Source organism: Streptomyces pyxinae (assembly GCF_024756275.1).
Lineage (GTDB): Bacteria > Actinomycetota > Actinomycetes > Streptomycetales > Streptomycetaceae > Streptomyces > Streptomyces pyxinae.
The window spans coordinates 134,233-157,283 of sequence record NZ_JANUGQ010000016.1 but is presented as its reverse complement, the minus strand read 5'-3'; the positions used below and the strand labels follow the sequence as shown (position 1 = coordinate 157,283).

The window sequence follows — 23,051 nt, the reverse complement described above, 5'->3', positions numbered from 1 at the left end:
CTCCGCCGGGGTGCGTACCGGCGGAGTGCGTGCCGTGGAGCGCGTACCGCCGGGCGGCCGGACAGGACGGGTGCCGGGGTGGACGCGGTCGGTGGCGGCCACCGGAGCGGACGGGGTACACGGGACGTACGGGCGGTGGTAACACGTGTAGACACGGCGCCCGCGCCGCCCGCCGGCGCCCGGTCCCCCGGGCCGGTGCGCGCGAGGGGCGGCGGAGGCGGGACCGTCAGCGCTTGAGCGCGAAGGTCAGCCCGTCCGCGTACGGCACCACGCTGAGGTCCACCCGCTTGTCGTCGCGCACCTTGGCGTTGAAGGCGCGCAGCGCGGTGGTCTCCGAGTCCTGCTGGCTCTCGTCCAGCACCGCGCCGTGCCAGAGCACGTTGTCGACGACGATCAGGCCCCCGGGGCGGAGCAGCTTCAGGCCCGCCTCGTAGTACGCCGCGTAGTTCTCCTTGTCGGCGTCGATGAAGAAGAAGTCGTACGAGCCGGCTTCGCCGTCCTCCGCGAGCAGCGCGTCCAGGGACTGCCGGGCGTCCCCGACCCGCAGGTCGATCCGGTCGGCGACCCCCGCCCGCCCGGCGAACTCACGGGCGATGTCCGTCCACTCCTCGCTGACGTCCAGGGCCACCACCCGGCCGTCCGCGGGCAGGGCCAGCGCGGTGGACAGCAGGCTGTAACCGGTGAAGACGCCGACCTCCACCGCCTTCCGGACCCCGAGCGCCTTCACCAGCAGCGAGAGGAACTGACCCTGCTCGGGAGATATCTGCATGAGCGCCAGCGGGAGCTCCGACGTGCGGTGCCGGAGCTCCTTGAGCACATCCGGCTCACGCAGCGAAATGTCGGCCACATAATCCTGCATGGCCTCGTTCACATCGACCTGAATACGCATGTGCAACCCCCCTGGGCCAGTACGTGGGCCAGTACCCGCGATGTGGGACGGCGGGGAATACCGGACGGCCGGCGCGACGGCCCGCACCTCCGAGACTCCCCCTGTGACCAGCGCGGAACGCCGACCGAACCGCCGAACCCCACGAGAAACCCGTTGGCCGGATAGCGCCCTCGCTGCGAAAAGCTAGGACCCGGAGCCAATATTCGTCAAGCACCCACAGAACCAGTGATTTTCCCCTGTACCAGTCCTTCAGCGGCGACTGGGACAATCACCGTGCGATGCCGTCCGGACGAGCATATGTTCCTTTCCGGAGACTTCCGCGCGCCAATGCGATTTCCTGCCCGATTTTCGCCTGCCTTCTGTCGTCCGTCCGCCGCCCGCCGCCTTTCCCGCACGCGTCCCGCGCGGGTCCGACCGGGCTGCACTCCCGCCGTTCTCCGCCGTTCTCCACTGTTCTCCGCCGTTCTCCGCCGAGGAGGGACTCTCCGTTGACTTCCCCGAGCCGTGAGCAGCGCGCCCTGCGCACCTGTCTGGGCCAGTTCGCCTCCGGAGTGACCGTGGTGACCACCAGCGACGGGGTCTCGGTGCACGGCGCCACGGTCAGCTCGTTCGCCTCGGTCTCGCTGGACCCTCCGCTGGTGCTGGTCTCCCTGGACCGCCGCAGCAGGGTCTGCCAACGGCTCGGCGCCGGAGGCCCGTTCGGGGTGAATGTGCTGGCGGCCGGCCAGCGGGAACTGGCGCTGCACTTCGCGGGCGTCCCGGACGCCCGGCTCGCGGAGGTGCGCTGGGAGGGCGACCCGGAGGCGGCGCGCCTGGCGGGCGCGGTCGCGTACTTCTCCTGCCGGCCCTGGGCCGCGTACCCGGGCGGGGACCATGTGCTGCACCTGGGCGAGGTGGTGCGGTTCGACGCCCCCGGCGGCGATCCGCTGGTCTTCCACTCCGGGGTGCTCAGTCCCCACCGCCGGCCCGCCGACGGCATCGCCTGGACCGGGTCGCTGGACGGCCCGGCGCACGGCTGGGCCCATCACTTCGGCGTCCCGCCCGCCGCGGGCAGCCACGCCTGAACCCCCGTACGGCCGCGCGGCCCCGCATCCGGATCCGGGGCGGGCCCGGCGGGGCCATCGACCGTGGAAGGACGGACGAGGACATGACGACGCGAGAGCACGGCGACCCGGCGGCCGGCGACTCCGGGACGGCGGCGACCCGGCCGCTGACCGGCGACGAGTATCTGGAGAGCCTCCGCGACGACCGGGCGATCTATCTCTACGGCGAGCGGGTCAAGGACGTCACCGCCCACCCCGCTTTCCGCAACTCGGCGCTGATGACGGCGCGGCTCTACAACGCGCTGCACGACCCGGCCAAGCGGGAGGTGCTGACCACGGCCACCGACAGCGGCGGCGGCTTCACCCACTCCTTCTTCCGCACCCCGCACAGCGTCGCCGACCTGGTGGCGGACCGGGAGGCGATCGCGGAGTGGGCGAGGATGACGTACGGCTGGATGGGCCGCAGCCCCGACTACAAGGCCGCGTTCCTCGGCACCCTGGGCGCCAACAGCGACTACTACGCGCCGTTCGAGGACAACGCCCGGCGCTGGTACCGGGAGTCCCAGGAGAAGGTGCTCTTCTGGAACCACGCGATCATCCACCCGCCGGTCGACCGGCATCTGCCGACCGAGCAGGTGCAGGACGTCTTCGTGCACGTGGAGAAGGAGACCGACGCCGGGCTGGTCGTCTCCGGCGCCAAGGTGGTGGCCACCGGCTCGGCCATCACCCACTACAACTTCATCTCGCACTACGGACTCCCGCTCAAGGACAAGAAGTTCGCCCTGGTCGCCACCCTGCCGATGGGGTCGCCGGGGCTGAAGCTCATCTGCCGGCCCTCGTACGCCGCCAACGCGGCCGTGATGGGCAGCCCGTTCGACTATCCGCTCTCCAGCCGGCTGGACGAGAACGACACCATCTTCGTGCTGGACAAGGTGCTCATCCCCTGGGAGAACGTCTTCCTCTACGGGGACGCCGACCGGGTCAACAACTTCGCGCCGCAGTCCGGTTTCATGGAGCGGCTCACCTTCCACGGCGCCATCCGGCTGGCCGTGAAGATCGACTTCATCGCGGGGCTGATGCTCAAGGCGGTGGAGATGACCGGGAGCAAGGACTTCCGGGGCATCCAGTCCCGGATCGGGGAGATCCTGGCCTGGCGGAACATGTTCTGGGCGCTGACCGACGCCGCCGCCCGCAATCCGCAGGAGTGGAAGAACGGCGCCCTGCTGCCGCGGCTCGAATACGGCATGGCCTACCGCTGGTTCATGACTCTCGGCTATCCGCGCATCAAGGAGATCATCATGCAGGACGTGGCCAGCGGCCTGATCTATGTGAACTCCAGTGCCGAGGACTTCGCCAACCCCGAGATCCGCCCCTATCTGGACACCTATGTCCGGGGCTCCAACGGCTACGACTCGGTCAGCCGGGTCAAGCTGATGAAACTGCTGTGGGACGCGGTGGGTTCGGAGTTCGGCGGCCGGCACGAGCTGTACGAGCGCAACTACTCCGGCAACCACGAGCAGGTGCGCACCGACATCTTCCAGGTCCAGCAGGCCACCGGCCAGTTGGACACCTACCGGGGCTTCGCCGAGAAGTGCCTGGAGGAGTACGACCTCGACGGCTGGACCGTGCCGGACCTGGACTCCTTCCCGGCCCTCCGGGAGCGCCGCAAGACCTTCTGGAGCTGAGCCCCCACTGGGCGGGTCCGGCCGGCGCCCCGCGCCCGGGCCCGCTCAGGCGGGGCGCGCGGCCGGGGGGTGGAGGGCCTCGCGGAGCCGGCGGCCGGGGAGTTCCTGGCGGATCAGCTCCTCGTGGCAGACCAGCGGCACCGGGCCCGGCAGCAGCCGTCTGCCGGGTTCCGGGACCTCGGCCCGGGCCACCGCGCGGGCCACCAGCTCCGCGAACCGGGCGTCGCCGGGGCGGAGCGCGGCGCGCGGGAACAGCTCGGCCAGCCGGGCGTACGGGGCGTCGTCCGGCCCGGCCGGCAGCACCGCGCAGACCCCCTTGCCGGCCGCGGCCACCAGGACCGGGCCGAGCCGGCCGGTCGCGGTGGCGGTGCGGATCACCTCGCCCGCGCCACCGGCCCGGAAGGACTGCGGGGTCATCCCGAGAATGGCCGGAGTGGCCGCGTAGAACTGGCCGTTGGAGTTGAAGCCGGCCGCGTACAGCGCGTCCGAGACGGTCCGGGCGCCGGTCAGCCGGGCCCGCACCCGGCGGGCCCGTACGGCGGTCCAGTAGGTGTGCGGGGTGACCCCGGTCAGCGACTTGAAGAGCCGGTGGAAGTGGAAGCGGCTGTAACCGGCGGTGCGGGCCAGGGCGTCCAGGTTGGGCGGCTCCACCGCCGTGTCCATCAGCGCGCAGGCCCGCGCCACGATCTCGGCGTACGTCCGGTCCGGGTCCGGCTCGTCCGGGTGGCAGCGGCGGCACGGCCGGTAGTGCCGGGCGCGCAACTCCTCCAGCGAGGAGTGGAACTCGACGTTCTCCCGCCGGGCCAGCCGCGCCCCGCAGGACGGCCGGCTGTAGATGCCGGTGGTGCGCACCACGTAGTAGAAGGCCCCGTCCGCCGCCTCGTCCCGCCGCTGTACCGCCCGCCACCGCTCGGCGTCCGTGGTGTACCGGCCGGGGGTCACCGGCCCGGGGCCCGGCGCGGGCCCGGCACCCGGGACCGCCGCCACCGGCGCGGCACCCGGGACGCGTACCGCCGCCGTGTCCGGGGCCGGAGTCGTGTCCGGGGCCGCCGCCCCGAAGGTCACCGCCGCCTTCTCCGGGGCCCCCGCCCCGGGGGTCACCGGCACCGGCCCGGGCGGCCGGCCGGGGGCGGCGGCGCCCAGCCGCGCTCGCGCAGCCGGGCCCGGTCCCGGAGCACCTTGCCGCTGGCCGACCGGACGAGTTCGGGCACCACGTGGAAGCGGCGCGGCACCTCCTGGTCGGCCAGGAACCGGCGGCACCAGGCGGAGAGTTCGGCGCCGGTCAGCTCGGCGGGCCCGGTCACATGGGCCTCCACCGGGTCGGGGCCCAGCACCACCGCCTCGGTGACGTGCCGGTGCGCCCGCAGCACCTCCTCGATCTCGCGGAGGTACGCCCCCGAGGCGGTCCGCCCGTCCCGGCCGCGCAGCCAGAGCGCCCCGGTGGCCGGGTCGCGGGCGGCCAGGTCGTGGGTGGTGAGCCAGCCGCCGGGCGGGGCGTCCTGCGGGTCGTACGGATATGGGGACTCCGGCACCCACACCTGGAGCACCCCGCCCCGGATCCGGGTGCGCACCCCGGGCACCGGCGCCCCGACGCAGCCGGGGCCGTACGCCCCGGTGAGGTCGGCGGCGACGAGCCCGGTCTCCGTGGTCCCGTACGCCTGGCCGACCAGCACCCCGTGGCGGCGGGCGAAGGCCCCGGCGGTCGCCTCGGGCAGCGCGTCGCCGCCGGAGACGGCCAGCCGCAGCAGTGGCAGCCGTACCTCCGGGGCGGCCCCGGCGAGCGCGGCGAAGTGGTGCGGGCGGCCCAGCACCACCTGGGCGCGGCCCGCCGCCGCCACCAGCGCCTCCGGGGCCCCGGAGACCGGGAACTCCACCGAGGCGCCGGCCGTGAGGGCGTGCAGCACCCCGCCGATGAGCGCGAAGGAGTGGGCGACCGGCTCCAGCACGGCGACCCGCTCCCCGGCACGGGGCAGCGGCAGCGGGGCGAGCCGGGCCACCTCGGCGAGCAGCGAGGCGCGGGTGCGGCCCACCGCCTTGGGACGGCCGGTGGTACCGGAGGAGAACTGGACCAGGCAGTGCCCGGTACGGGCGGGCCGGCCGCCGGGCCTGCGGCGTACCAGCACCTCGCACTCGCCCACGAAGACCCCGGCGTCCTCGTACCGCTCGCCCAGGGTGATCACGAACTGCGGGGTGCTCAGCGCGAGCAGCGCCGACCGCTCGGCCGCGGAGAGCGACTGCTCCAGCCACACCACCTGGGCGCCGATCGACCAGAGCGCGAGGACGCACCAGAGCTGGGTGAAGCTCGGGACGCCGTGCACGGCCACCGAGGAGCCGGGGCGGATGCCGTACGACCGCAGATCACGGGCGAGCCGGCCGGTCTCCGCGCGGAGCGTGGCGAAGGACACCACGTCCTCGCCGGCCCGCGCCCAGGTGGCACGGGGATCGACGGCCCCCGGCCGCCCCCCGGCCGGCCACCAGTCCCCGCCGCCCCACCGGTTCGGGTCGTCCCGTCGGTTCGGGTCGTCCCACCGGTTCGGGTCGTCCCGTCGGTCCCGGTCGTCCTGTCGCTCCCGGTCGGACATCTCTCCTCCCGTCACGTCGCCCATCGCCCCTCCCGTCACACCTCCGGAGTCCGCGCGCCCCGGGCCGGACGTCCCGGCCCGGGGCGGGCGCCGGGCCGGGGCCGCGCGCGGAGGGACGCGGCACCGGCCCGGCGGCGGCTCACTTCTCCACGCAGAACTCGCCCACCGGCCAGCCGACGTGGCGCTTGTCCGTGGCGACATGGCCGAGGACCTGGTCGCCCTTCTTCAGCTCGGTCACGTTGAGCACGGCGGCGCCCGGCCCGAGGACCCGGACGTGCCAGTCGTCCTGGACGATCAGATTGACCTCGACGCCCTCCGGGGAGACCGCCTTGATGCTCAGCAGCGGCCGGGACTCCAGCTTGATCCGCCCCACCACGATCCGGCGGGTGCGGCCGTCGGCGCCGACGGCGAGGACGGCGGACCCGGCCTTCAGCTCGCTGAGGTAGTTGGTCCGGTTGTCCTGGCCGAAGACATAGCTGTGCAGCGCGCCCGCGTTGATCCGGAACGGGCGGGTCGGCATGTACGGCAGCGGGTGCGTCTCGCTCACGCAGAGGACGAACCCGTGGGCGTACGAGCCGATGAGCATCCCCTCGTCCTTCTCGAAGTGGGTGCAGGTGTCGATGCACACCCGGTCGCCCAGACCGATGTGCTCGGTCGACTCGACGGTGAGGGTGGTCAGTTGAAGGTCGGGGGTCTTCACCCGCAACATCTCGACCAGGGCGAAGACATCGTTGGCGTCACGCGGCGCGAACAGCACGCCCTCCGAGCCCTTCTCCAGCACGTCGACGATGACCTGCGCCTCCTCCAGGTCGTCCGCCTTGCAGATGAGCTGGCCGGGCGAGCGGTCGGCGGCCGCGATCACGATCTCCAGCGGGATCTTGGTCGGGTCCTTGAACCGCACCACCGTGTACGGCAGGGCGATCGCGGTGTCGCAGGCGAGGGTGAGGGTCGGGTCGTCCACCACGTCGACCAGCGCGGCGATCTCCTTGTCCCCAGCGAGATGGCGGGAGCGGAGGAGGTTGAGGTCGTCCTGGCCGGCGACCGTGCGCAGCACGATCAGCCCGTCCTGACCGCCCGGCCCGCCCGGGGCGTCCTGGCCGCCCCCCGGATTCTCCCGGCCCTCCTGCGCGCCCGGGCCGTCCGGGCCGCCCTGAGCCTCCTGGGAGACCGGACTTCCGGGGCCTTCGGGGCTCTCGGGTCCCTCGGGGCCGACGAGGATGCGCTTGACGGTGGCGGGGAGGGTGGCGAGCGTGGCGGGATCGCTGTCCACGATGCCGTCCACCCGGGCGTGGACGGCCGCGTCGATCACGCCCTCGCGGTGCTCGGCGGAGACGGTACGGAGGTCGATCCAGGCGAATTTCACAGGGCACCTGCCAGTTCGGGTGAGGACGACGAGGAGGACGCGTCCGGCGAGGACGCGGAGGAGGCCGACGAGGAGCCGGGGACGCGGCCGGGGCCGTGGACGATCGCGGCCAGCTTCCGCACGGCCTGCCGGGGTTCGGGGTGGGTGAAGACCCGGCGCCCGACGGCGAGTCCCGCGCAGCCGGCCGCCAGCGCCGCCCGGGCGAACGCCTCGACACCGGTGGTGTCCCCGGCGTCCCCGTCCTTCGTGGCGGCACCGACCCCGGCGCCGCCCGCGACGATCACGGGCAGCGGGGAACTCGCCACCACCTCCGCCATCCGCTCGGCGGGCGTGGCGAGCACGGTCTTGACGATGTCGACACCGAGGTCGGCGGCGATGGTGACGGCGTGCGCCACCAGTTCGGGCCGGGTGGGGTCGGCCACCCGTGGTCCGCGCGGGTAGACCATGGCGAGCAGCGGCATGCCCCAGCGCTCGCACTCCGCCGCCACCGTGCCCAGGTCCCCGAGCTGCGCGGCCTCGGTGTCGGAGCCGATGTTCACATGGACGCTCACCGCGTCGGCGCCCAGCCGCACACACTCCTCGACATCGCCGACGAGCACCTTGGCGTCGACGTCCGGCGCGGCGGCGGTACTGGCGCTCAGATGCACCACGAGCCGGGTGCCCCGCAGCAGTTCCGGCGGGATCAGCCGGGCCCGGCCCTTGTGCACCACCACCGCGTCGGCGCCGCCCGCCCCGATGTCGGCCACCAGACCCGGGAATCCGGCCGCGCTGACGATCGGGCCGTCGGAGACGGAGTGGTCGAGCGGGATGAACAGATACCGGCCGTCCCCGGCGCGGGACAGCCGCTCCAGACGCAGCGCTTTCCCGGTCAGCGGCATCGTCGTCATGACTCGCCCCTTCGTTCGCGACGGCTTTGTCTCATGGCTGCACTGTCGCAAGGGCCACTGAAGAATCGGGCCAAATCCTTCCCGCAGGTGGGACGGGGTGAGGCCGGCGGCCGGCCGGTGACCGGCAACCCTCCGGGCCGCTTCGGTGTTACCCGAGTGGCGGCCGTGCGGTGGTCCGCCGCCGGCACCGCGCCGGCCGCCGCACCGGAAGCACGCACACACGGGAACACACCGGAACACACCGAGGGGACGCGGGATGCGGGCGGAAGCCGGGGAGACACCAGGCGCGGGGCACACCGCGGAACACACCGCGAACGCCGAGGACGCCATGGATGCCAGGGATGCCAGAGGCGCCACGGGTGCCGAAGACACCGTGGACACCGAGGTCGCCGTGGTCGGCGGCGGGCCGGTCGGCTCGCTGCTCGCCCGGGAACTGGCGCTCCAGGGCGTCGGGGTGACGGTGCTGGAGAAGCTGCCGGAGCCGACCGGGATCTCCAAGGCCGGCACCCTGCACGCCCGCACGGCCCAGGCACTGGACCGCCGGGGGCTGCTGGAGGCCGTCCAGCCCGGCCGGTACGCCGCGCCCCGGGACCCCGGAGGGCCGGTACGGTTCCACTTCGCCTCCCTCTTCGAGCTGGACCTCTCCCGGGTGGTGGAGGAGGGCCCGGTCATCGTGGGCAGCCCGCAGGCGTACGCGGAGCAGGTCTTCGCGGCGGACGCCGAGCGGCTGGGCGCCCGGGTGCGCCGGGACGCCGAACTGGTCGGTCTGGCCGAGGAGCCGGACCGGGTGCGGCTGACCCTGCGCGCCGCCGACGGCACCGAGAGCGGGCTCACCGCGCGCTGGGTGGTGGGCGCGGACGGGGCGCGTTCGGCGGTGCGCAAGCTGAGCGGCATCCGGTTCGCGGGCCATGAGCCGACCGTCGCCGCGCTGATGGGCGAGGTCCGGCTGCTGGACCCGGCCGGTGCGCCGGCCGGCTGGCAGCGGACCCCGCGCGGCTGGACGCTGCTCTGGATCAACCCGTACGGGCTGAGCCGGGTGTGCACCTACGACTACCGGGGCCCGCACCGGGACCGGCGCTCGCCCGCCGGTGTCGAGGAGCTGCGGGACGAGGTGGCCCGGATCGCCGGGCGGCCGGTGCCGATGGACCGACCCGCCTGGATCTCCCGGTTCAGCGACGCCTCCTTCCTGGCCGAGCGCTTCCGCCGGGGCCGGGTGCTGCTGGCCGGGGACGCCGCCCATGTGCACTTCCCGGCCGGTGGCCAGGGCGTCAACCTGGGGCTCCAGGACGCCCTGAACCTGGGCTGGAAGCTGGCGGCGGAGCTCCGGGGCTGGGCGCCGCCCGGGCTGCTGGACACCTACCACGACGAGCGGCACCCGGTGGCGGCGGCGGTGCTGCACAACGTCCGGGCGCAGGTGGCGCTGATGGACCCGGACCCGCGCACCGACGCGCTGCGCGAGCTGTTCACCGAGCTGATGGGCTTCGACCAGGTGAACGCCTACCTCAGCACCATGATCACCGGCGCCGGGGTGGCGTATCCGGTGGGCGGCCGGGCCGCCGATCCGCTGGCCGGCCGGATGGTGCCCAGCCGTCCGGTGAAGACCGCCGAGGGCCTGACCGGGCTGGCCGAGCTGCTCCACCCGGGCCGTCCGCTGCTGCTGGACCTCACCGGGGACGGCGCCTTCGCGGACGCCGGGCGCCCCTGGGCCGGCCGGGTCCGGGTCGTCCGGGCCACCGCCGCCGACGAGGGCTGGGGCACCGGCGCCCTGCTGGTCCGCCCGGACGGCTACGCCCTCTGGTCGGCCCACGACGACGCCACCGACACCGGAGCCCTGCGCACCGCCCTCACCCGCTGGCTCGGCCGCCCGGCGGAGGGCTGACCGCACCAACAGCCGTGCTTCTCACCGCTGTTCAGCGGTGGGTGACCCAGCCGCCCCGGACTTCCCACGGTGCGCCGTCCGGGGCGGCGCCGCGCAGCCCGTGCAGCACCCCGGGCCCGGCGAGCGCGGGCAGCCGGGAGTCGCTCAGCGCTCCGAAGGCCCAGGTGCGGGCGGGGTCCCAGTCGGTGCTGTGCCGCAGCCGCCGGGCCAGCTGGACGAAGCCGTACGGGGCGGCGGCGATCACCCAGGCGTCCGGCGCCCCGGCGGTGAGCCGGCGGGCCGGGCGCAGCCAGGAGGCGGCGGTCTCGGGCCAGTCGACCACCGCCAGGACCGTGCCGCCGCGCGCCTCCCAGGCGGCGGTGAACGCACCGGCCGCCGCCACCGAGGCGGCGGCCCGGCCGTGTCCGACCGCCACCGCCTCCACCCGGGGCCGGTGGGCCACCAACTGGCGCACGATGGAGTCGAGTTCGGCCCGGGTGTGCGGGACGGGCGCGGGCAGCTCCCCGTACGCCGCCCGCTCCCCCGGATGCACCAGCGGGGACTCCCCGGCCTCCCCGGGCGGACCCCCGTCCGGCCCCCCGCCCGGGTCCTGCGCGGCCGGCCCGGCGGCGGCCTTCCAGCGGGCGTACGCCGCCGGCAGACACACCGCGCAGGGGCGGTAGCCGGCGGCCCGCGCGGTGGCCTCGTCGGCGAAGAAGACCCGCTCGCGGGCGTACCCGCCCCGGCTCAGCGCGCGCAGGGCGGACGGGCAGTCCAGCCTCCCGTACAGCCGCCCGCGCCGGTGTCCGCCGAGGGTACCCGGCACCGGGCTCCGGTACGGCCTCCCGGCGGCGTCCAGCAGGACGTACTCCCGCGCGGCCGGCCCGGGCGGGACCGGTGACCCGGGCCGTTCCGGTGGCGGTCCGGGCGGGACCGTCGCCCCGGGGCCCTCCGGCGGCCCGGGTATCGGGGCTCCCCGGTTCACGAGGCGTCGTGGAAGACCAGGCCCAGCGCGTGCCGGCGCCCGGAGCGGACGGTGCTGACGCCGTGCCGCATCGGTCCGGCCGACCAGCCGCGCTTGCTCTTCACCGGCCGGTCCCGCGTGGTGAAGACGAGGCCGCAGCCCTGCTGGAGCACGACCGAGGTGCCGCGCGACTGGGCCCGGGGCCGCTGCTCGACCAGCAGGAACTCGCCGCCGGTGTAGTCGGCGCCGTACTCGTCGAGCCCGATGACGACCTGGAGCGGGAAGACCAGGTCCCCGAAGAGGTCCCGGTGGAGCGCGTTCCAGTCGCCCGCGCCGTAGCGCAGCAGGATCTGCGCCGACCGGTCCTGGCCGCCCCGGTGGCACATGTCCAGCCACTCGTCCAGCTCGTCCGGCCAGGGCGCGGGCCGGCCGAGCCGCTCCGCCCAGTCGCGGGCGACGGCGAGCAGATGCGGGTAGAACGCCCGGCGCAGGTCCGCGATCGGTTCGGGCAGCTCATGGGTGAAGTACCGGTAGGTGCCGGAGCCGAACCGGTGGCGGTTCATGTCGATGGTGGAGCGGAACAGCTCGTCCCGCTCGAACAGCCCGGCGATCTGCCGGCACTGCGCCGGGCTGAGCAGCCGGGACGTGGTGGCGCAGCCGTACGCGTCCAACTGCTCGGCCAGCTCCGTCCAGTCGGCCGTGTCGATGGCACGGCGGGCGGCGGAGGGCTTGATCTCGGTGGTCGTCATGTGCCTCACCTGGTGGGACGTGCCGGCGGACCGCCGGTGGCGGACGCGCCGGGAGGTGTGGGTCGGACGGGGCCGGATCCGTCGGGGCCGGCCCGTCGGGAAAGCGGGGGACGCCTCCCGCGCGGCAGGAGGGCGGCGCCCGCTACAGGGGCAGGGTGGCGCCCTCCAGCGCCAGCAGCCGCTGCTTGCGCTCGGGCCCGGCCGCGTATCCGGTCAGCGAGCCGTCGGCGCCGATCACCCGGTGGCAGGGGCGGACGACGAGCAGCGGGTTGGCCCCGATCGCCGCGCCCACCCGGCGGGCGGCCCCGGGCGGCTCGCCGATCCGGCCGGTGACGGCGCCGTAGGTGGTGGTGGTGCCGTACGGGATGGTGTCCAGCACCTCCCAGACCCGCCGCTCGAAGGGCGAGCCGGACTCCGCGCAGGCGAGGTCGAAGCGGGTCAGGGTGCCAGCGAAGTAGGCGTCGAGCTGCTCGGCCACGGCGGCGAAGGCGGCGTCGTCCCGGTCCCCGGCGGGCCGGTCCGTGCCGCCCCGGCCGCCCCGCACGGCCAGGGTGGCGAGCACGAGGCCGCCGGGGGCGGAGGCGTCCCGCCGCCCGGTGAGCACCAGCTCCCCGAGCGGGCTGTCGAGAGTGGTGTGGACGGTCGTCATGGTGTGCCCCTTCCGGGGACGGTGTGCGTCATGGGGGCGGAGTGCCCCATGGCTCCACTCTGCCGTCCGGCGGCTCCGGTTTCCGGCGGGTTTCGGACGTCGCTTTCCCGCGACCCGGCGAGCCGCGCCGACCGCCCGGGACCGGCGGCCCCGACCCCGCCGGTGGCCGTCCCGGAAGCCGTTCCGGGGGCCGTTCCAAGGGTCCCGGGGGCCTGGGCCGACCCGCCGGACGCGGTGGCCCCTGCGGTTCCCGGGCCTCCGGTGGCCCCGGTGGGCGCGGGCACGGAGCCGGTCCGCACCGGGACCGGCACGGCGCGCGGCACCCGCGCCCGGACCGGCCGGCGCGCACCGGCCGGGAGGCCCGTACCGTCCGTACCGCCGGCGCCGTCCGGGCCCGCCGTGCCGTCGGCCGCCGGGGCGGCGGTCGTGCTCGTGGTCGCCGTCGCGCGCCAGAAGTACTCCATGGCGTACGACCGCCAGGGCCGCCAGGACTCGTGGCCGGCGGGTGCCACCCCGCAGGCCCGCATCCCGGCCAGCGCGGCCACGTCGGACGGCAGGAACACGTCCGGGTCGGAGAGGCCGCGCATCCGGATGTAGCCGGCCGTCCAGGGCCCGACACCCCGCAGCCGCAGCAGCGCCTCCTCGGCGGCGTCCCGGTCGGCGCCCGCCTCCAGCACCACCGCTCCGTCCACGAGGGCCTCGCAGAGGGTCCGTACGGTGGCCCGGCGGGCGGCCGGCATGCCGATCTCCTCCAGCGCCGCGCCCGCCAGCTCGGCCGCCCGGGGGAAGAGATGGGTCAGCCCGCCGCTCGGCCACTCCAGCGGCTCCCCGTACGCCGCCACCAGCGCCCCGCCGAGCCGCCGGCCGGCCGCCACCGAGACCTGCTGGCCCAGCACGGCCCGGACGGCCAGCTCATGGGCGTCCACCGTGCCCGGTGAGCGCATCCCGGGGCGGCGCAGCACCAGCCGGGCGAGCGGCGAGTCCGGGTCGCCCCGGCCCAGCCGTTCCAGCACCGCCTCCGGGTCGGCGTCCAGGTCGAAGAGGCGGCGCACCCGCTGGCTGGCGGTGGTCAGGTCGCGCAGGTCGCTGAGGTGCAGCCGGCACTCCAGCCAGCCGTCGCCCTTGGCCTCCTGCACCTCGGCGATGCCGCTCCCGTACGGCAGCCGCAGGGTGCGCCGGTAGAGCCGGGTGCCGCGCTCCCCGGTGACCTCCTCGACCCCGGCCAGCGCCCGCCGCTCCAGATGGTCGAAGACCTCGGCCGCCGCGTACGGCCCCCGGTAGGCGAGCCGCCGGGCCACCCCGGCGGAGCCGTCCGGCGGGGCCACCGGTCCGAACCTGGTCGACCCGGCCGGCCGGGCCCGGCGCAGCTCGCCGGGGGTGACGGCGTAGGTGGCGCGGATGGTGTCGTTGAACTGGCGGACGCTGGCGAACCCGGCCGCGAAGGCGATCTCGGCCGCCTGCATGTCGGTGGTCTGGAGCAGGATGCGGGCGGTGTGCGAGCGCTGCGCCCGGGCCAGCGCGATCGGGCCCGCGCCCAGCTCGGCGTTGAGCTGGCGCTGCACCTGCCGGGCGCTGTAGCCGAGCCGGGCGGCGAGACCGCCGACGCCCTCCCGGTCCACGATCCCGTCCCCGATGAGCTGCATGGCCCGGCCCACCATGTCGGCCCGGGCGTTCCACCCGGCCGACCCCGGCACCGCGTCCGGCCGGCAGCGGCGGCAGGCCCGGAACCCGGCCCCCTGGGCCGCCGCCGCGGTCGGGAAGAACCGCACGTTCGCCCGCTTCGGGGTGGTGGCCGGGCAACTGGGGCGGCAGTAGATGCCGGTCGTGGTGACGGCGAAGAAGAACTCGCCGTCGAACCGGGCGTCCCGGCTGCGCACGGCGGCGTAGCGGCTGTCGTCGTTCATCGTCTCAACGGACATGATTCACCCCGGCTCACCCCGGTCACTCCGGCTCTCCCCGCTTCCCGTCGTCCCGGCCGTCCCGGTCCGGCCGGGACGCCCGGGACCCTCCCGGACACTCCGGGGCGTCCCGGACACTCCGGGGCGTCCCGCTCAGCGCGCATTGTGGAAGATCACCCCCAGCACGGCCCGCCGGCCGCTCAGCACCTCACCGGTGCCGTGCCGCACGGTGTGCCGGCGGATTCCGTGCGGGCCGCGCACCGGCCGGTGGCGCACCGGGAAGATCACGCCCTGGCCGAGCCCGGGGCGCACCACCACGGCGCGCGACTGGGCCTGCGGGCGCTGCTCCACGAAGACGCTCTCGCCGCCGGTGAAGTCGGTGTCCGGCGCGGAGAGCAGCACCGCCACCTGGAGCGGGAAGACCAGCTCGCCGTAGACGTCCTGGTGCAGCCCGGCCCAGTCGCCCGGCCCGTACCGCAGCAGCAGCGGGGTCGGCCGGTGCTGGCCGCGCTCGGCGCACTCGGCGAGCAGCGCGTCCAGGGTGGCGGGGTACCGGCGCTCGCCCAGCAGGGCGGCCCACCGGTTGGCCATCCAGGCCATGCCCGGGTAGAGGCCCATTCGCAGGGCCCGGACCGGCTCCGGCGTCGTCGCGTCGGCGTAGTAGGCGTAGCCGCCGCTGCCGAAGCCGTGCCGGGCCATCGTCACCCGGGAGCGGAACAGCTCCGGCCGGTCGCCCGTGGCGGCGAGCGCGGCGCACTCGCCGGGGGTGAGCAGCGGCGGGGTCAGGGCGACGCCCCGGGTGTTCAGCTCCCGGTACAGGGCCTCCCAGTCGAGACCGGCGAGCAGCCCGCCGTGGGCGCGCGGGGCGGGCCCGCCGTCGTCCGGGAGGTCGAAGAGGGCTGGCTCGTCGGGCAGCAGTGCTCGGTCCACCCTTCCATCCTGACCCCGGAACGGGCCGGACGCTGGCGGATTTCGGTCATGGCGCTGACGGCGACCGGCCGCCGCACCGCCGGAGGCGGCCCGAGCCGCCTGCCCGGGAGGTCAGCAGAGGATCCAGCCGGTGGACACGCCCCGGCCGCCGCCGGAGGCCCCGGCGGCGCGGACGCAGCGGTTGAGGGCGTGCACGGTGACCGGGCCGGCCTGGCGGGTGAAGCGGCCGGCGTCCACCGCCGCCCGGCCGCCGCGCGCCTGGATCGAGACGAGCATCGCCCGCGGCTTGCCGGGGGCCTTGGCGACGGTGATCGCGCAGGCGTACTGGCGGTTCCGGTAGAGCCGCAGCTCACCGGTGGCGAAGGGGATCTTCTTGACCAGCCGGCCGGGGCAGGAGGTGGCGGCCTCGGCCCGCTGGACACCGGGTGCGGCGAGCGCCAGCGCGGCCACGGCCAGCAGCACCGCCAGCAGTCTGGCGGTCGTCGGCCGGGGCGGCAGCAGGCGGGCCCGCGAACGGGCGGTATCCCGGGCGGTGGCCCCGGTGGCCCCGTCGAACACGGCGTCCCCCTCTTTCGGCGGCTTGGCGCTGCTTATCGGTTTCTTGCCGGCCTTGTCGGCTGTGTCGGTCTTGACGGCCGTTTCGGTCTTGCCGACGTTTGTGGCGACCGCGGGGCCCGTCCCGGCGTGCGGGCGGCTCCGGTCACCTGTCGGCTTTCCGCCACGGGCGCGCGGATGCGCCCCCTGACGTACAGGCGTACATGCGTACGACGCAGAGCGGCGCCGAACGGTTGCCCCCGTTCCGCACGGGCCCCGCCACCCCGCCCGCTCCGCCGCCCGCTCACGCCCGGGCCGGGGCCTCCTCGCCCAGGAAGGTCCGCCACAGCTCGGCGTACCGGCCGCCCCGGGCCAGCAGCTCGTCGTGGCTGCCGTCCTCGGCGATCCGGCCGTGCTCCATCACCACCACCCGGTCGGCCCGGGCGGCCGTGGTCAGCCGGTGCGCCACCACCAGGGTGGTACGCCGTCCGGCCAGCCGCCGGGCGGCCTCGGTGACCTGCGCCTCGGTGGCCAGGTCCAGGGCGGCCGTCGCCTCGTCCAGCAGCAGCACGTCCGGGTCGACCAGCTCGGCCCGGGCCAGGGCGATCAGCTGGCGCTGGCCCGCCGAGAGGTTGCGGCCCCGCTCGGCCACCGCGTGCAGATAGCCGCCGTCCAGGGTGGCGATCATCTCGTGCGCGCCCACCGCCCGGGCCGCCGCCTCCACCTCGGCGTCGGTGGCGCCGGGGCGGCCGTAGGCGATGGCGTCCCGGACGGTGCCCTCGAAGAGGTACGCCTCCTGGGGCACCACCCCGAGCCGGTGCCGGTACGCCGTGAGGTCCAGCGTCCGCAGATCGGCGCCGTCCACGGTGACCCGGCCCGAGGTCGGGTCGTAGAACCGGGCCACCAGCTTGACCAGCGTCGACTTGCCCGCGCCCGTCTCCCCGACGAAGGCCACCGTCTGTCCGGCCGGGATGCGCAGCTCGATCCCGCTCAGCGCGGTCGGCCCGGCCCCGGTGCCGCCCGGGGCGGGGGCCTCCGGGGCGGCCGGGTCGGCCGGGCCCGGGCCCTGGTCATGCGCGGTGACCGGCGCGGAGTCGTACAGCTTACCCTCGGAGGACGCGACGGCGCGGTAGCCGAAGGAGACGTTCTCGAAGGCGATCTCGCCGCGCAGTGAGAGCACGTCCAGCGGTTCGCGCGGGGCGGCGGTGGAGGTGGGTTCGCGCAGCAGCTCCTGGATGCGGCCGAGCGAGACGGTGGCCTGCTGGTAGCCGTCGAAGACCTGGGAGAGCTGCTGCACCGGTGCGAAGAACAGATCGATGTACAGCAGGTACGCCACCAGCGCGCCGGTCGTCAGGGTGCCCGCCTCCACCCGTCCCGCGCCCACGATCAGCACGGCCGCCGCCGCCACCGAGGACAGCAGCTGGACGAACGGGAAGTACAGCGAGATCAGCCACTGGCCGCGCACCCGGGCCGCCCGGTAGGCGAGGCTGCGCGCGGTGAACCGCTCGGCGCCCGCCGCCTCCCGCCGGAACGCCTGCACGATCCGCAGTCCGGCCACCGACTCCTGGAGGTCGGCGTTGACGGCGCTGATCCGCTCCCGCGCCAGCTCGTACGCCCGGACGCTCGACCGGCGGAAGAAGACCGTGCCGACCACCAGCACCGGCAGGGTCGCGAAGACCACCAGGGCGAGCTGGAGGTCGAGGACCAGCAGCGCCACCATGATCCCGAGGAAGGTGACCAGCGAGACGAAGGCGGTGACCAGACCGGTCTGGAGAAACGTCGACAGGGCGTCCACGTCGGTGGTCATCCGGGTCATGATCCGGCCGGTCAGCTCGCGCTCGTAGTAGTCGAGCCCGAGCCGCTGGAGCTGGGCGAAGATCTTCAGCCGCAGCGCGTAGAGCACCCGTTCACCGGTCCGGCCGGTCTTGCGGATCTCCCCGGTCTGCGCGGCCCACTGGACCAGCACGGTGAGCAGGGCCAGCGCCGAGGCGGCCCAGACCGCGCCGATCGCGGTCCGCTCCACGCCCTGGTCGATGCCGTGCCGGATCAGGATCGGCAGCAGCAGTCCGGCGCCCGCGTCCACCGCGACCAGGCCCAGGCTGATCAGCAGCGCCGCGCCGAAGCCGCGCAGCAGCCTGCGCAGCCCGTACGACGCCTCCGGCGTCACGGCCAGGGCCTCGTCCACCCCGGGCACGTCGTCGGCCGGGGGCAGCGCCGCCACCCGGGCCAGCAGCTCGGGGGTGGCGCCGGGCGCGGTGTCCGGGTCGGTGTCCGGGGCGCCGTCCGGAACCGGGCGTTCGGGGGCGCGCTGCCAGAGCGCCGGGGTGATCCCGCGCTCGGCGTCGAACTCCGCGTCCAGCTCGGCCCGGAGGCCCTGGTCCCCGGCGCGGAGGCCCTGGTCCTCGGTGCGGGTGCCGGCTCCGGTGCCGGTGGCGCCGCCGAGTGTGCCGGGGTCGTGGCCGGGCGAGGCGGCGCCCAGCTCGTCGGGGTCGGTGAGCAGCCGCCGGTAGAGCGCCGAGCGCCGCTGGAGCTCCTCGTGGGTGCCGGTGTCCGCGACCCGGCCCCGGTCCAGCACGGCGATCCGGTCGGCCAGGTTGAGGGTGGAGCGGCGGTGCGCGATCAGCAGCGTGGTGCGGCCCGCCATCACCGAGCGCAGCGCCTCGTGGATCTCGTGCTCCACCCGGGCGTCCACGGCCGAGGTGGCGTCGTCCAGCACCAGCAGCCGGGGATCGGCCAGGATCGCCCGGGCCAGCGCCACCCGCTGGCGCTGGCCGCCGGAGAGGGTGAGCCCCTGCTCGCCGACGGTGGTGTCGTAGCCGTCCGGCAGCTCGCCGATGAAGCCGTCGGCCCGGGCGGCGTGGGCGGCGGCGGTGATCTCCTCGTCGGTGGCGCCGGGGCGGCCGTAGGCGAGGTTGGCGCGGATGGTGTCGGAGAAGAGAAAGCTGTCCTCCGGTACGAGACCGGTGGCGGCCCGCAGCGAGGCGAGCGTCAGCTCCCGGACGTCGTGCCCGCCGACCAGGACGGCGCCCCGGCTCACGTCGTAGAACCGGGGCAGCAGCAGCGAGACCGTGGACTTGCCGCTGCCCGAGGCGCCGACCAGGGCGACGGTCTCGCCCGCCGCGATCTCCAGGGAGAAGCCGTCCAGCACCGGCCGGCCCTCCTCGTAGCCGAAGGTCACGTCGTCGAACTCGACGCTCGCCGGGGCGTCGGCGGGCAGCTCCCGGGTGCCGTCGGTGAGCACCGGCTCGGTGTCGATCAGCTCCACCACCCGCTCCACGCCCGCCCGGGCCTGCTGGCCGACGGTGAGCACCATGGCGAGCATCCGGACCGGCCCGACGAGCTGGGCCAGATAGGTGGAGAAGGCGACGAAGGTGCCGAGGGTGATCCGGTCGTGGGTGGCCAGCCAGCCGCCGAGCGCCAGCATGGCGACCTGTCCCAGCGCGGGCACGGCCTGGAGCGCGGGGGTGTAGCGGGCGTTCAGCCGGATGGTGCGCAACCGCCCGGCGAACAGCTTGCGGCTCGCCGCGCGCAGCTTGCCGGCCTCCTGCTCCTCCTGCCCGAAGCCCTTCACCACCCGTACGCCGCTGACCGCACCGTCCACCACACCCGCGACCTGTCCGGCCTGGGCCTGGGCGTACCAGGTGGCGGGGTGCAGCCGCGCCCGGCTGCGGCGGGCGATCCACCACAGGGCGGGCGCGACGGCGAGCGCGACCAGGGTGAGCGGGAGGCTCAGCCAGGCCATGATCACCAGCGAGATGGCGAAGAGCAGCACGTTCCCGACCGTCATCGGGAGCATGAACAGCAGGCTCTGGATGAGCTGGAGGTCACTGGTGGCCCGCCCGACCACCTGCCCGGTGGACAGCTCGTCCTGCCGCCGCCCGTCGAGCCGGGTGATGGTCGCGTACATCTCGGTGCGCAGATCGTGCTGCACGTCGAGCGCGAGCCGACCGCCGTAGTAGCGGCGCAGATAGGTGAGCCCGTAGACCACGAGCGCGGCGGCGACCAGCAGCCCGGTCCAGGTGGACAGCGACCGGGTGCCGGCGCCGATCACGTCGTCGATGACGACCTTGGTGATGAGCGGGACCACCGCCATGACGGCCATCCCCGCCAGGGACGAGCCGAGCGCGAGCAGCACGTCCGCCCGGTGGCGCCAGGCATACCCCCAGAGCCTTCGTGCCCATCCTTGCTCCGCCGCCGCCACCGCTGCCTCCCGTCGTCCGCCCCGCCCACCGCTCCGGTCGCCGGGTCCGCCGGAAGGCACCAACACGGGCACCTGCGCTTTTCATCCCGCCGACCCCCCGGCCCGCCGAACCCCGTCCCATGGTCGGCCCCACCCCGGGACCTCCGACGGGGCGGGCCGGGACCGGGGTCCCAGGACCCCGGGACCGGGGGTGGGGTCCTTGGACCGGGGGCCGGGGGCCTTGGGCCGAGGGGGGGCGGGGGCCTTGGGCCGGGGAGCCGGGACGGGGGTGAGGGCGGGGCCCCGGGCCGGGTCAGCGGTCAGCGGTCAGCGGTCAGCGGTCAGCGGTCAGCGCAGAACGAGCAGCAGCACATCGTGCGGGTCCGCCCCGGCCCACGGCCGCGCCTCGCCCACCTTCCGATACCCCCATGACCGGTACGCGGCCGACGCCGCCGTGCTGTCCGGATGGACGTTCAGCAGCACCCGCTCGGCCTCGATCCCGTCGAGCAGCGTCTCGTGGAGCCGACGGGCGACGCCCTGCCCCCGCCACCGCTCACGCACGGCGAGTTCCAGGAGGCCGAGGGTGCGCCGGCCGTCCTCGCGCCGTATGTCGTCCGGCACCGGCTCCGTGAGCCGGCCCCACCACCTGGTGTCCGCACTGAGCGGGTGGCCGTAGGCGATGCCGACCGGTTCGTCCCCGGTGTCACGCGCCAGTGCGGCACGGAAGCCGGCTTTGCGGGTCCCTGAGCGGAAGCGCCGGAAGGCAGCCGCGACGTCCTCCTCGTCCTCGTTGTACGGGGACTCGGCGAACACCTCGGCATAGACGAGCCGGAACGCCTCTTCGGCCTGCTCGGCGGCCCGCCCGTCCAGTCCCCCGACCGTGACGGTGTCCCCCCGCGTCATGTGACAGCTCCTCGCAGGGTCTCGCGGATGTGCTCGCCACACGCCCGGGCTGCCGGGCTGTCCACTCTGGCAGCGGCACGCCGAAAGGCTCGGACCTTGTTCAGCAGCCGTGGCGAGGAGATCCTCCCGCAGATGTCCAGCACGGCGCTGATCTCCGCGCACGCCTCGTCGACCTCGCCGGCGTCGAGCAGTACACCCGCGAGCCTCGCCCGGTACGAGGCGCTGTTACGAGCCAGGTTGCCACCGATGCCCCGCACGGCCGCGCGCAGGAACGGCACGGCGCGCTTGGGCTGCTGGGCCCGTACATACATGTCGGCAGTCGCGTAGTCGACCTCGAACGGTCCGACGAATCGCGCCCAGCCGGGGACTTCGGTGTCGGTGTCCGCGCGTCCCTGGTGGCTGACGGCCCGGCTCAGCGCACGGCGTGCCCCTGCCAGGTCCCCCGTGCAGGTCGCCACGTTGGCTGCGCGCAGTGCGATGACGAGGTGCACGGTGTGCCCGGCCGCTGATCGGCCGGCGAGCCGGTAGGCGCTCTCCACCGCGCTCGCTGCCTCCCAGGACCGCTCCGCCTTGATCGCGAGCAGCACAAGGGTCTCCAGCACGGAGACTTGCAGCAGGGGGTTGCCGACGAGCTGCGCCGCGGCAAGCGCCTCCATGCACGCGGCACGGCCCCGACCGATGTGCCCGCTGTCGTAGCCGTACCAGGCACGGTGGCCCTGCAGCTCCGCGAGCATCGTCTGCAACTCCCGCCCGATGCGGCCGGTGTACGACGCGGCGCCGAGACCGACATCCGGTGCCGGGGCAGGTCGAAACCCATCTCGCCGAGCAGCACCCCGAACATCGCTTCCAGCACGATCTGCTGGCTCGGGTGCGGCAGCGGCGGGGGTGCCCCGCGCTCCCATCGACGTAACTGCCGCACCCCCATGGACGCGTCGACGCCTAGGCGTGCGGCTTCCCGGGCAAAGGCTCCGACGAAGGATTCCTGTGTGTACCCGGCTGCTCGCCTCAGCTGCGCCAGTCTGCTCACGGCCCTGCCCGCCATCCTCGCGACTGCGGTTTCCCCCACCGTAGTGCCCGGCCGCCCCGGCCATGCGAAAAGTCCGCCCAGACGTCCGGTTTCCCCGGGCCCGTCGCGCCGAGGAAGACGGTGCACTGGTACAGCACTGCCGCGACACCTGTGCCCGACCGCGGCAGGGGTACGAGTGACGGGCGCCGTATTCCGAGTACTCCGCGTCTCCACGGCACCCGGCTCCCGGCTCCCGGCTCCCGGCACCCGGCGTCCGGGAACCACAGCCGTGTCGCGACCCGGTCGACGGCGTTGGACAGTCCCCGAGCCGCCCGCCGGCACGCCCCGGCCGCTCCTGGGGCTCGGCACCCGAGAAGAGAGACGACATGAAGCGACTGATCGCCTGGATGTGGCGCATCATCCGTGGACCCGCGCAGTGGCGGGTGCTGTGGCTCGCGCACGCGAAGTTCATGGTCGGCGTGACGGGCGTCGTGCGCGACGACGGGGGGCGCGTCCTGCTGTTGCGCCACCGTATGTGGCCCGAGGGGCGGCAATGGGGGCTGCCCACCGGATATGCGCGCAAGGGCGAGGAGTTCGGCGCCACAGTGGTGCGAGAGGTCCGCGAGGAAACGGGGCTGGAGGCCAAGGTCGGTCGGCTGGTCCACCTCAAGAGCGGCTACAAACTGCGGATCGAAGTGGCATACGAGGCGGCCCTGGCCGGCGGTGAACTCAAGATCGACTCATTTGAGATCCTGGAGGCACAGTGGTTCTCCCCGACCGAGCTGCCGGAGGGCGTTCAGGAATCCCACCGGTCCCTGATCCTGGGGCAGACACCCCCCGCCTGACTCTCGCCCCCCGGCTGATCGGCATTCCCCGGTTGCTGGCTCCCCATGAACATTTGTCCGGCGGGGCGGACGCGGTCCCCCTCGCC

Annotated in this window: 18 protein-coding genes; 4 read left to right on the top strand and 14 right to left on the bottom strand. The window is 74.8% G+C overall.

Annotation, left to right across the window (positions count from 1 at the left end; genetic code table 11):
- Positions 1–226: 226 nt before the first annotated feature.
- The gene (locus NX801_RS19525) at positions 227–889 is read right to left on the bottom strand and encodes a class I SAM-dependent methyltransferase (RefSeq protein ID WP_258789061.1); all 663 of its coding nucleotides are present in this window, start codon (positions 887–889) and stop codon (positions 227–229) included.
- Between the two features lie 488 nt (positions 890–1,377).
- On the opposite strand from NX801_RS19525, the gene NX801_RS19520 reads away from it, so the two are divergent.
- A complete protein-coding gene (locus NX801_RS19520; RefSeq protein WP_258789060.1) occupies positions 1,378–1,953 on the top strand; it encodes a flavin reductase family protein in 576 nt (191 codons plus the stop codon).
- Between the two features lie 83 nt (positions 1,954–2,036).
- Complete coding sequence (locus tag NX801_RS19515; protein ID WP_258789059.1) at positions 2,037–3,617, top strand: 4-hydroxyphenylacetate 3-hydroxylase family protein; 1,581 nt, start codon at positions 2,037–2,039, stop codon at positions 3,615–3,617.
- Positions 3,618–3,662: 45 nt separating this feature from the next.
- On the opposite strand, the gene NX801_RS19510 is transcribed toward NX801_RS19515, so the two are convergent.
- The 4 genes from NX801_RS19510 to NX801_RS19495 all read right to left on the bottom strand — a co-directional run bounded on the left by NX801_RS19510 (position 3,663) and on the right by NX801_RS19495 (position 8,440).
- Positions 3,663–4,682: a bifunctional transcriptional activator/DNA repair enzyme AdaA gene (locus tag NX801_RS19510; protein WP_258789058.1), complete on the bottom strand. Its 1,020-nt coding sequence runs from the start codon at positions 4,680–4,682 to the stop codon at positions 3,663–3,665.
- Positions 4,683–4,714: 32 nt separating this feature from the next.
- Positions 4,715–6,223, bottom strand: coding sequence for a class I adenylate-forming enzyme family protein (locus tag NX801_RS19505; protein ID WP_258789057.1), 1,509 nt, complete (start codon positions 6,221–6,223; stop codon positions 4,715–4,717).
- Between the two features lie 115 nt (positions 6,224–6,338).
- Positions 6,339–7,562: a 3-dehydroquinate synthase II family protein gene (locus NX801_RS19500; RefSeq protein ID WP_258789056.1), complete on the bottom strand. Its 1,224-nt coding sequence runs from the start codon at positions 7,560–7,562 to the stop codon at positions 6,339–6,341.
- Complete coding sequence (locus NX801_RS19495) at positions 7,559–8,440, bottom strand: 2-amino-3,7-dideoxy-D-threo-hept-6-ulosonate synthase (RefSeq protein ID WP_258789090.1); 882 nt, start codon at positions 8,438–8,440, stop codon at positions 7,559–7,561. The genes NX801_RS19500 and NX801_RS19495 overlap by 4 nt, the downstream gene beginning before the upstream one ends.
- A gap of 337 nt (positions 8,441–8,777) precedes the next feature.
- Between NX801_RS19495 and NX801_RS19490 the strand changes: the two genes are divergently transcribed.
- Positions 8,778–10,328 carry an FAD-dependent monooxygenase gene (locus NX801_RS19490; RefSeq protein WP_258789055.1) on the top strand — a complete coding sequence of 517 codons (1,551 nt, stop codon included), beginning with the start codon at positions 8,778–8,780 and terminating at the stop codon, positions 10,326–10,328.
- A 31-nt stretch (positions 10,329–10,359) separates the two neighbouring features.
- Here the strand turns inward: NX801_RS19490 and NX801_RS19485 are convergent, their stop codons facing one another.
- From NX801_RS19485 to NX801_RS19445, 9 genes are all read right to left on the bottom strand, one after another.
- Positions 10,360–11,133 (bottom strand): Ada metal-binding domain-containing protein, encoded by a 774-nt coding sequence (locus NX801_RS19485; protein WP_258789054.1) that lies wholly within the window; start codon positions 11,131–11,133, stop codon positions 10,360–10,362.
- A gap of 155 nt (positions 11,134–11,288) precedes the next feature.
- Positions 11,289–12,020 carry a 2OG-Fe(II) oxygenase gene (locus tag NX801_RS19480; protein ID WP_258789053.1) on the bottom strand — a complete coding sequence of 244 codons (732 nt, stop codon included), beginning with the start codon at positions 12,018–12,020 and terminating at the stop codon, positions 11,289–11,291.
- Between the two features lie 142 nt (positions 12,021–12,162).
- Positions 12,163–12,669, bottom strand: a complete 507-nt coding sequence (locus NX801_RS19475) for a methylated-DNA--[protein]-cysteine S-methyltransferase (protein WP_258789052.1) — start codon at positions 12,667–12,669, stop codon at positions 12,163–12,165.
- The gene (locus NX801_RS19470) at positions 12,666–14,573 is read right to left on the bottom strand and encodes an AlkA N-terminal domain-containing protein (protein ID WP_258789089.1); all 1,908 of its coding nucleotides are present in this window, start codon (positions 14,571–14,573) and stop codon (positions 12,666–12,668) included. The genes NX801_RS19475 and NX801_RS19470 overlap by 4 nt, the downstream gene beginning before the upstream one ends.
- A gap of 147 nt (positions 14,574–14,720) precedes the next feature.
- Complete coding sequence (locus NX801_RS19465; RefSeq protein WP_258789051.1) at positions 14,721–15,497, bottom strand: 2OG-Fe(II) oxygenase; 777 nt, start codon at positions 15,495–15,497, stop codon at positions 14,721–14,723.
- Between the two features lie 111 nt (positions 15,498–15,608).
- Positions 15,609–16,055, bottom strand: a complete 447-nt coding sequence (locus NX801_RS19460; protein WP_428986182.1) for a hypothetical protein — start codon at positions 16,053–16,055, stop codon at positions 15,609–15,611.
- Positions 16,056–16,335: 280 nt separating this feature from the next.
- Positions 16,336–20,232 (bottom strand): ABC transporter ATP-binding protein, encoded by a 3,897-nt coding sequence (locus NX801_RS19455; protein WP_258789050.1) that lies wholly within the window; start codon positions 20,230–20,232, stop codon positions 16,336–16,338.
- A gap of 327 nt (positions 20,233–20,559) precedes the next feature.
- Positions 20,560–21,114, bottom strand: coding sequence for a GNAT family N-acetyltransferase (locus NX801_RS19450; RefSeq protein WP_258789049.1), 555 nt, complete (start codon positions 21,112–21,114; stop codon positions 20,560–20,562).
- Complete coding sequence (locus NX801_RS19445; RefSeq protein WP_487403420.1) at positions 21,111–21,848, bottom strand: NsdA family TPR-like regulatory protein; 738 nt, start codon at positions 21,846–21,848, stop codon at positions 21,111–21,113. Before NX801_RS19445 ends, NX801_RS19450 begins: the two co-directional genes overlap by 4 nt.
- Positions 21,849–22,506: 658 nt before the next feature.
- Here NX801_RS19445 and NX801_RS19440 point away from each other — a divergent pair.
- Positions 22,507–22,965, top strand: a complete 459-nt coding sequence (locus tag NX801_RS19440; RefSeq protein ID WP_258789047.1) for an NUDIX domain-containing protein — start codon at positions 22,507–22,509, stop codon at positions 22,963–22,965.
- The last annotated feature ends 86 nt before the right edge of the window (positions 22,966–23,051 follow it).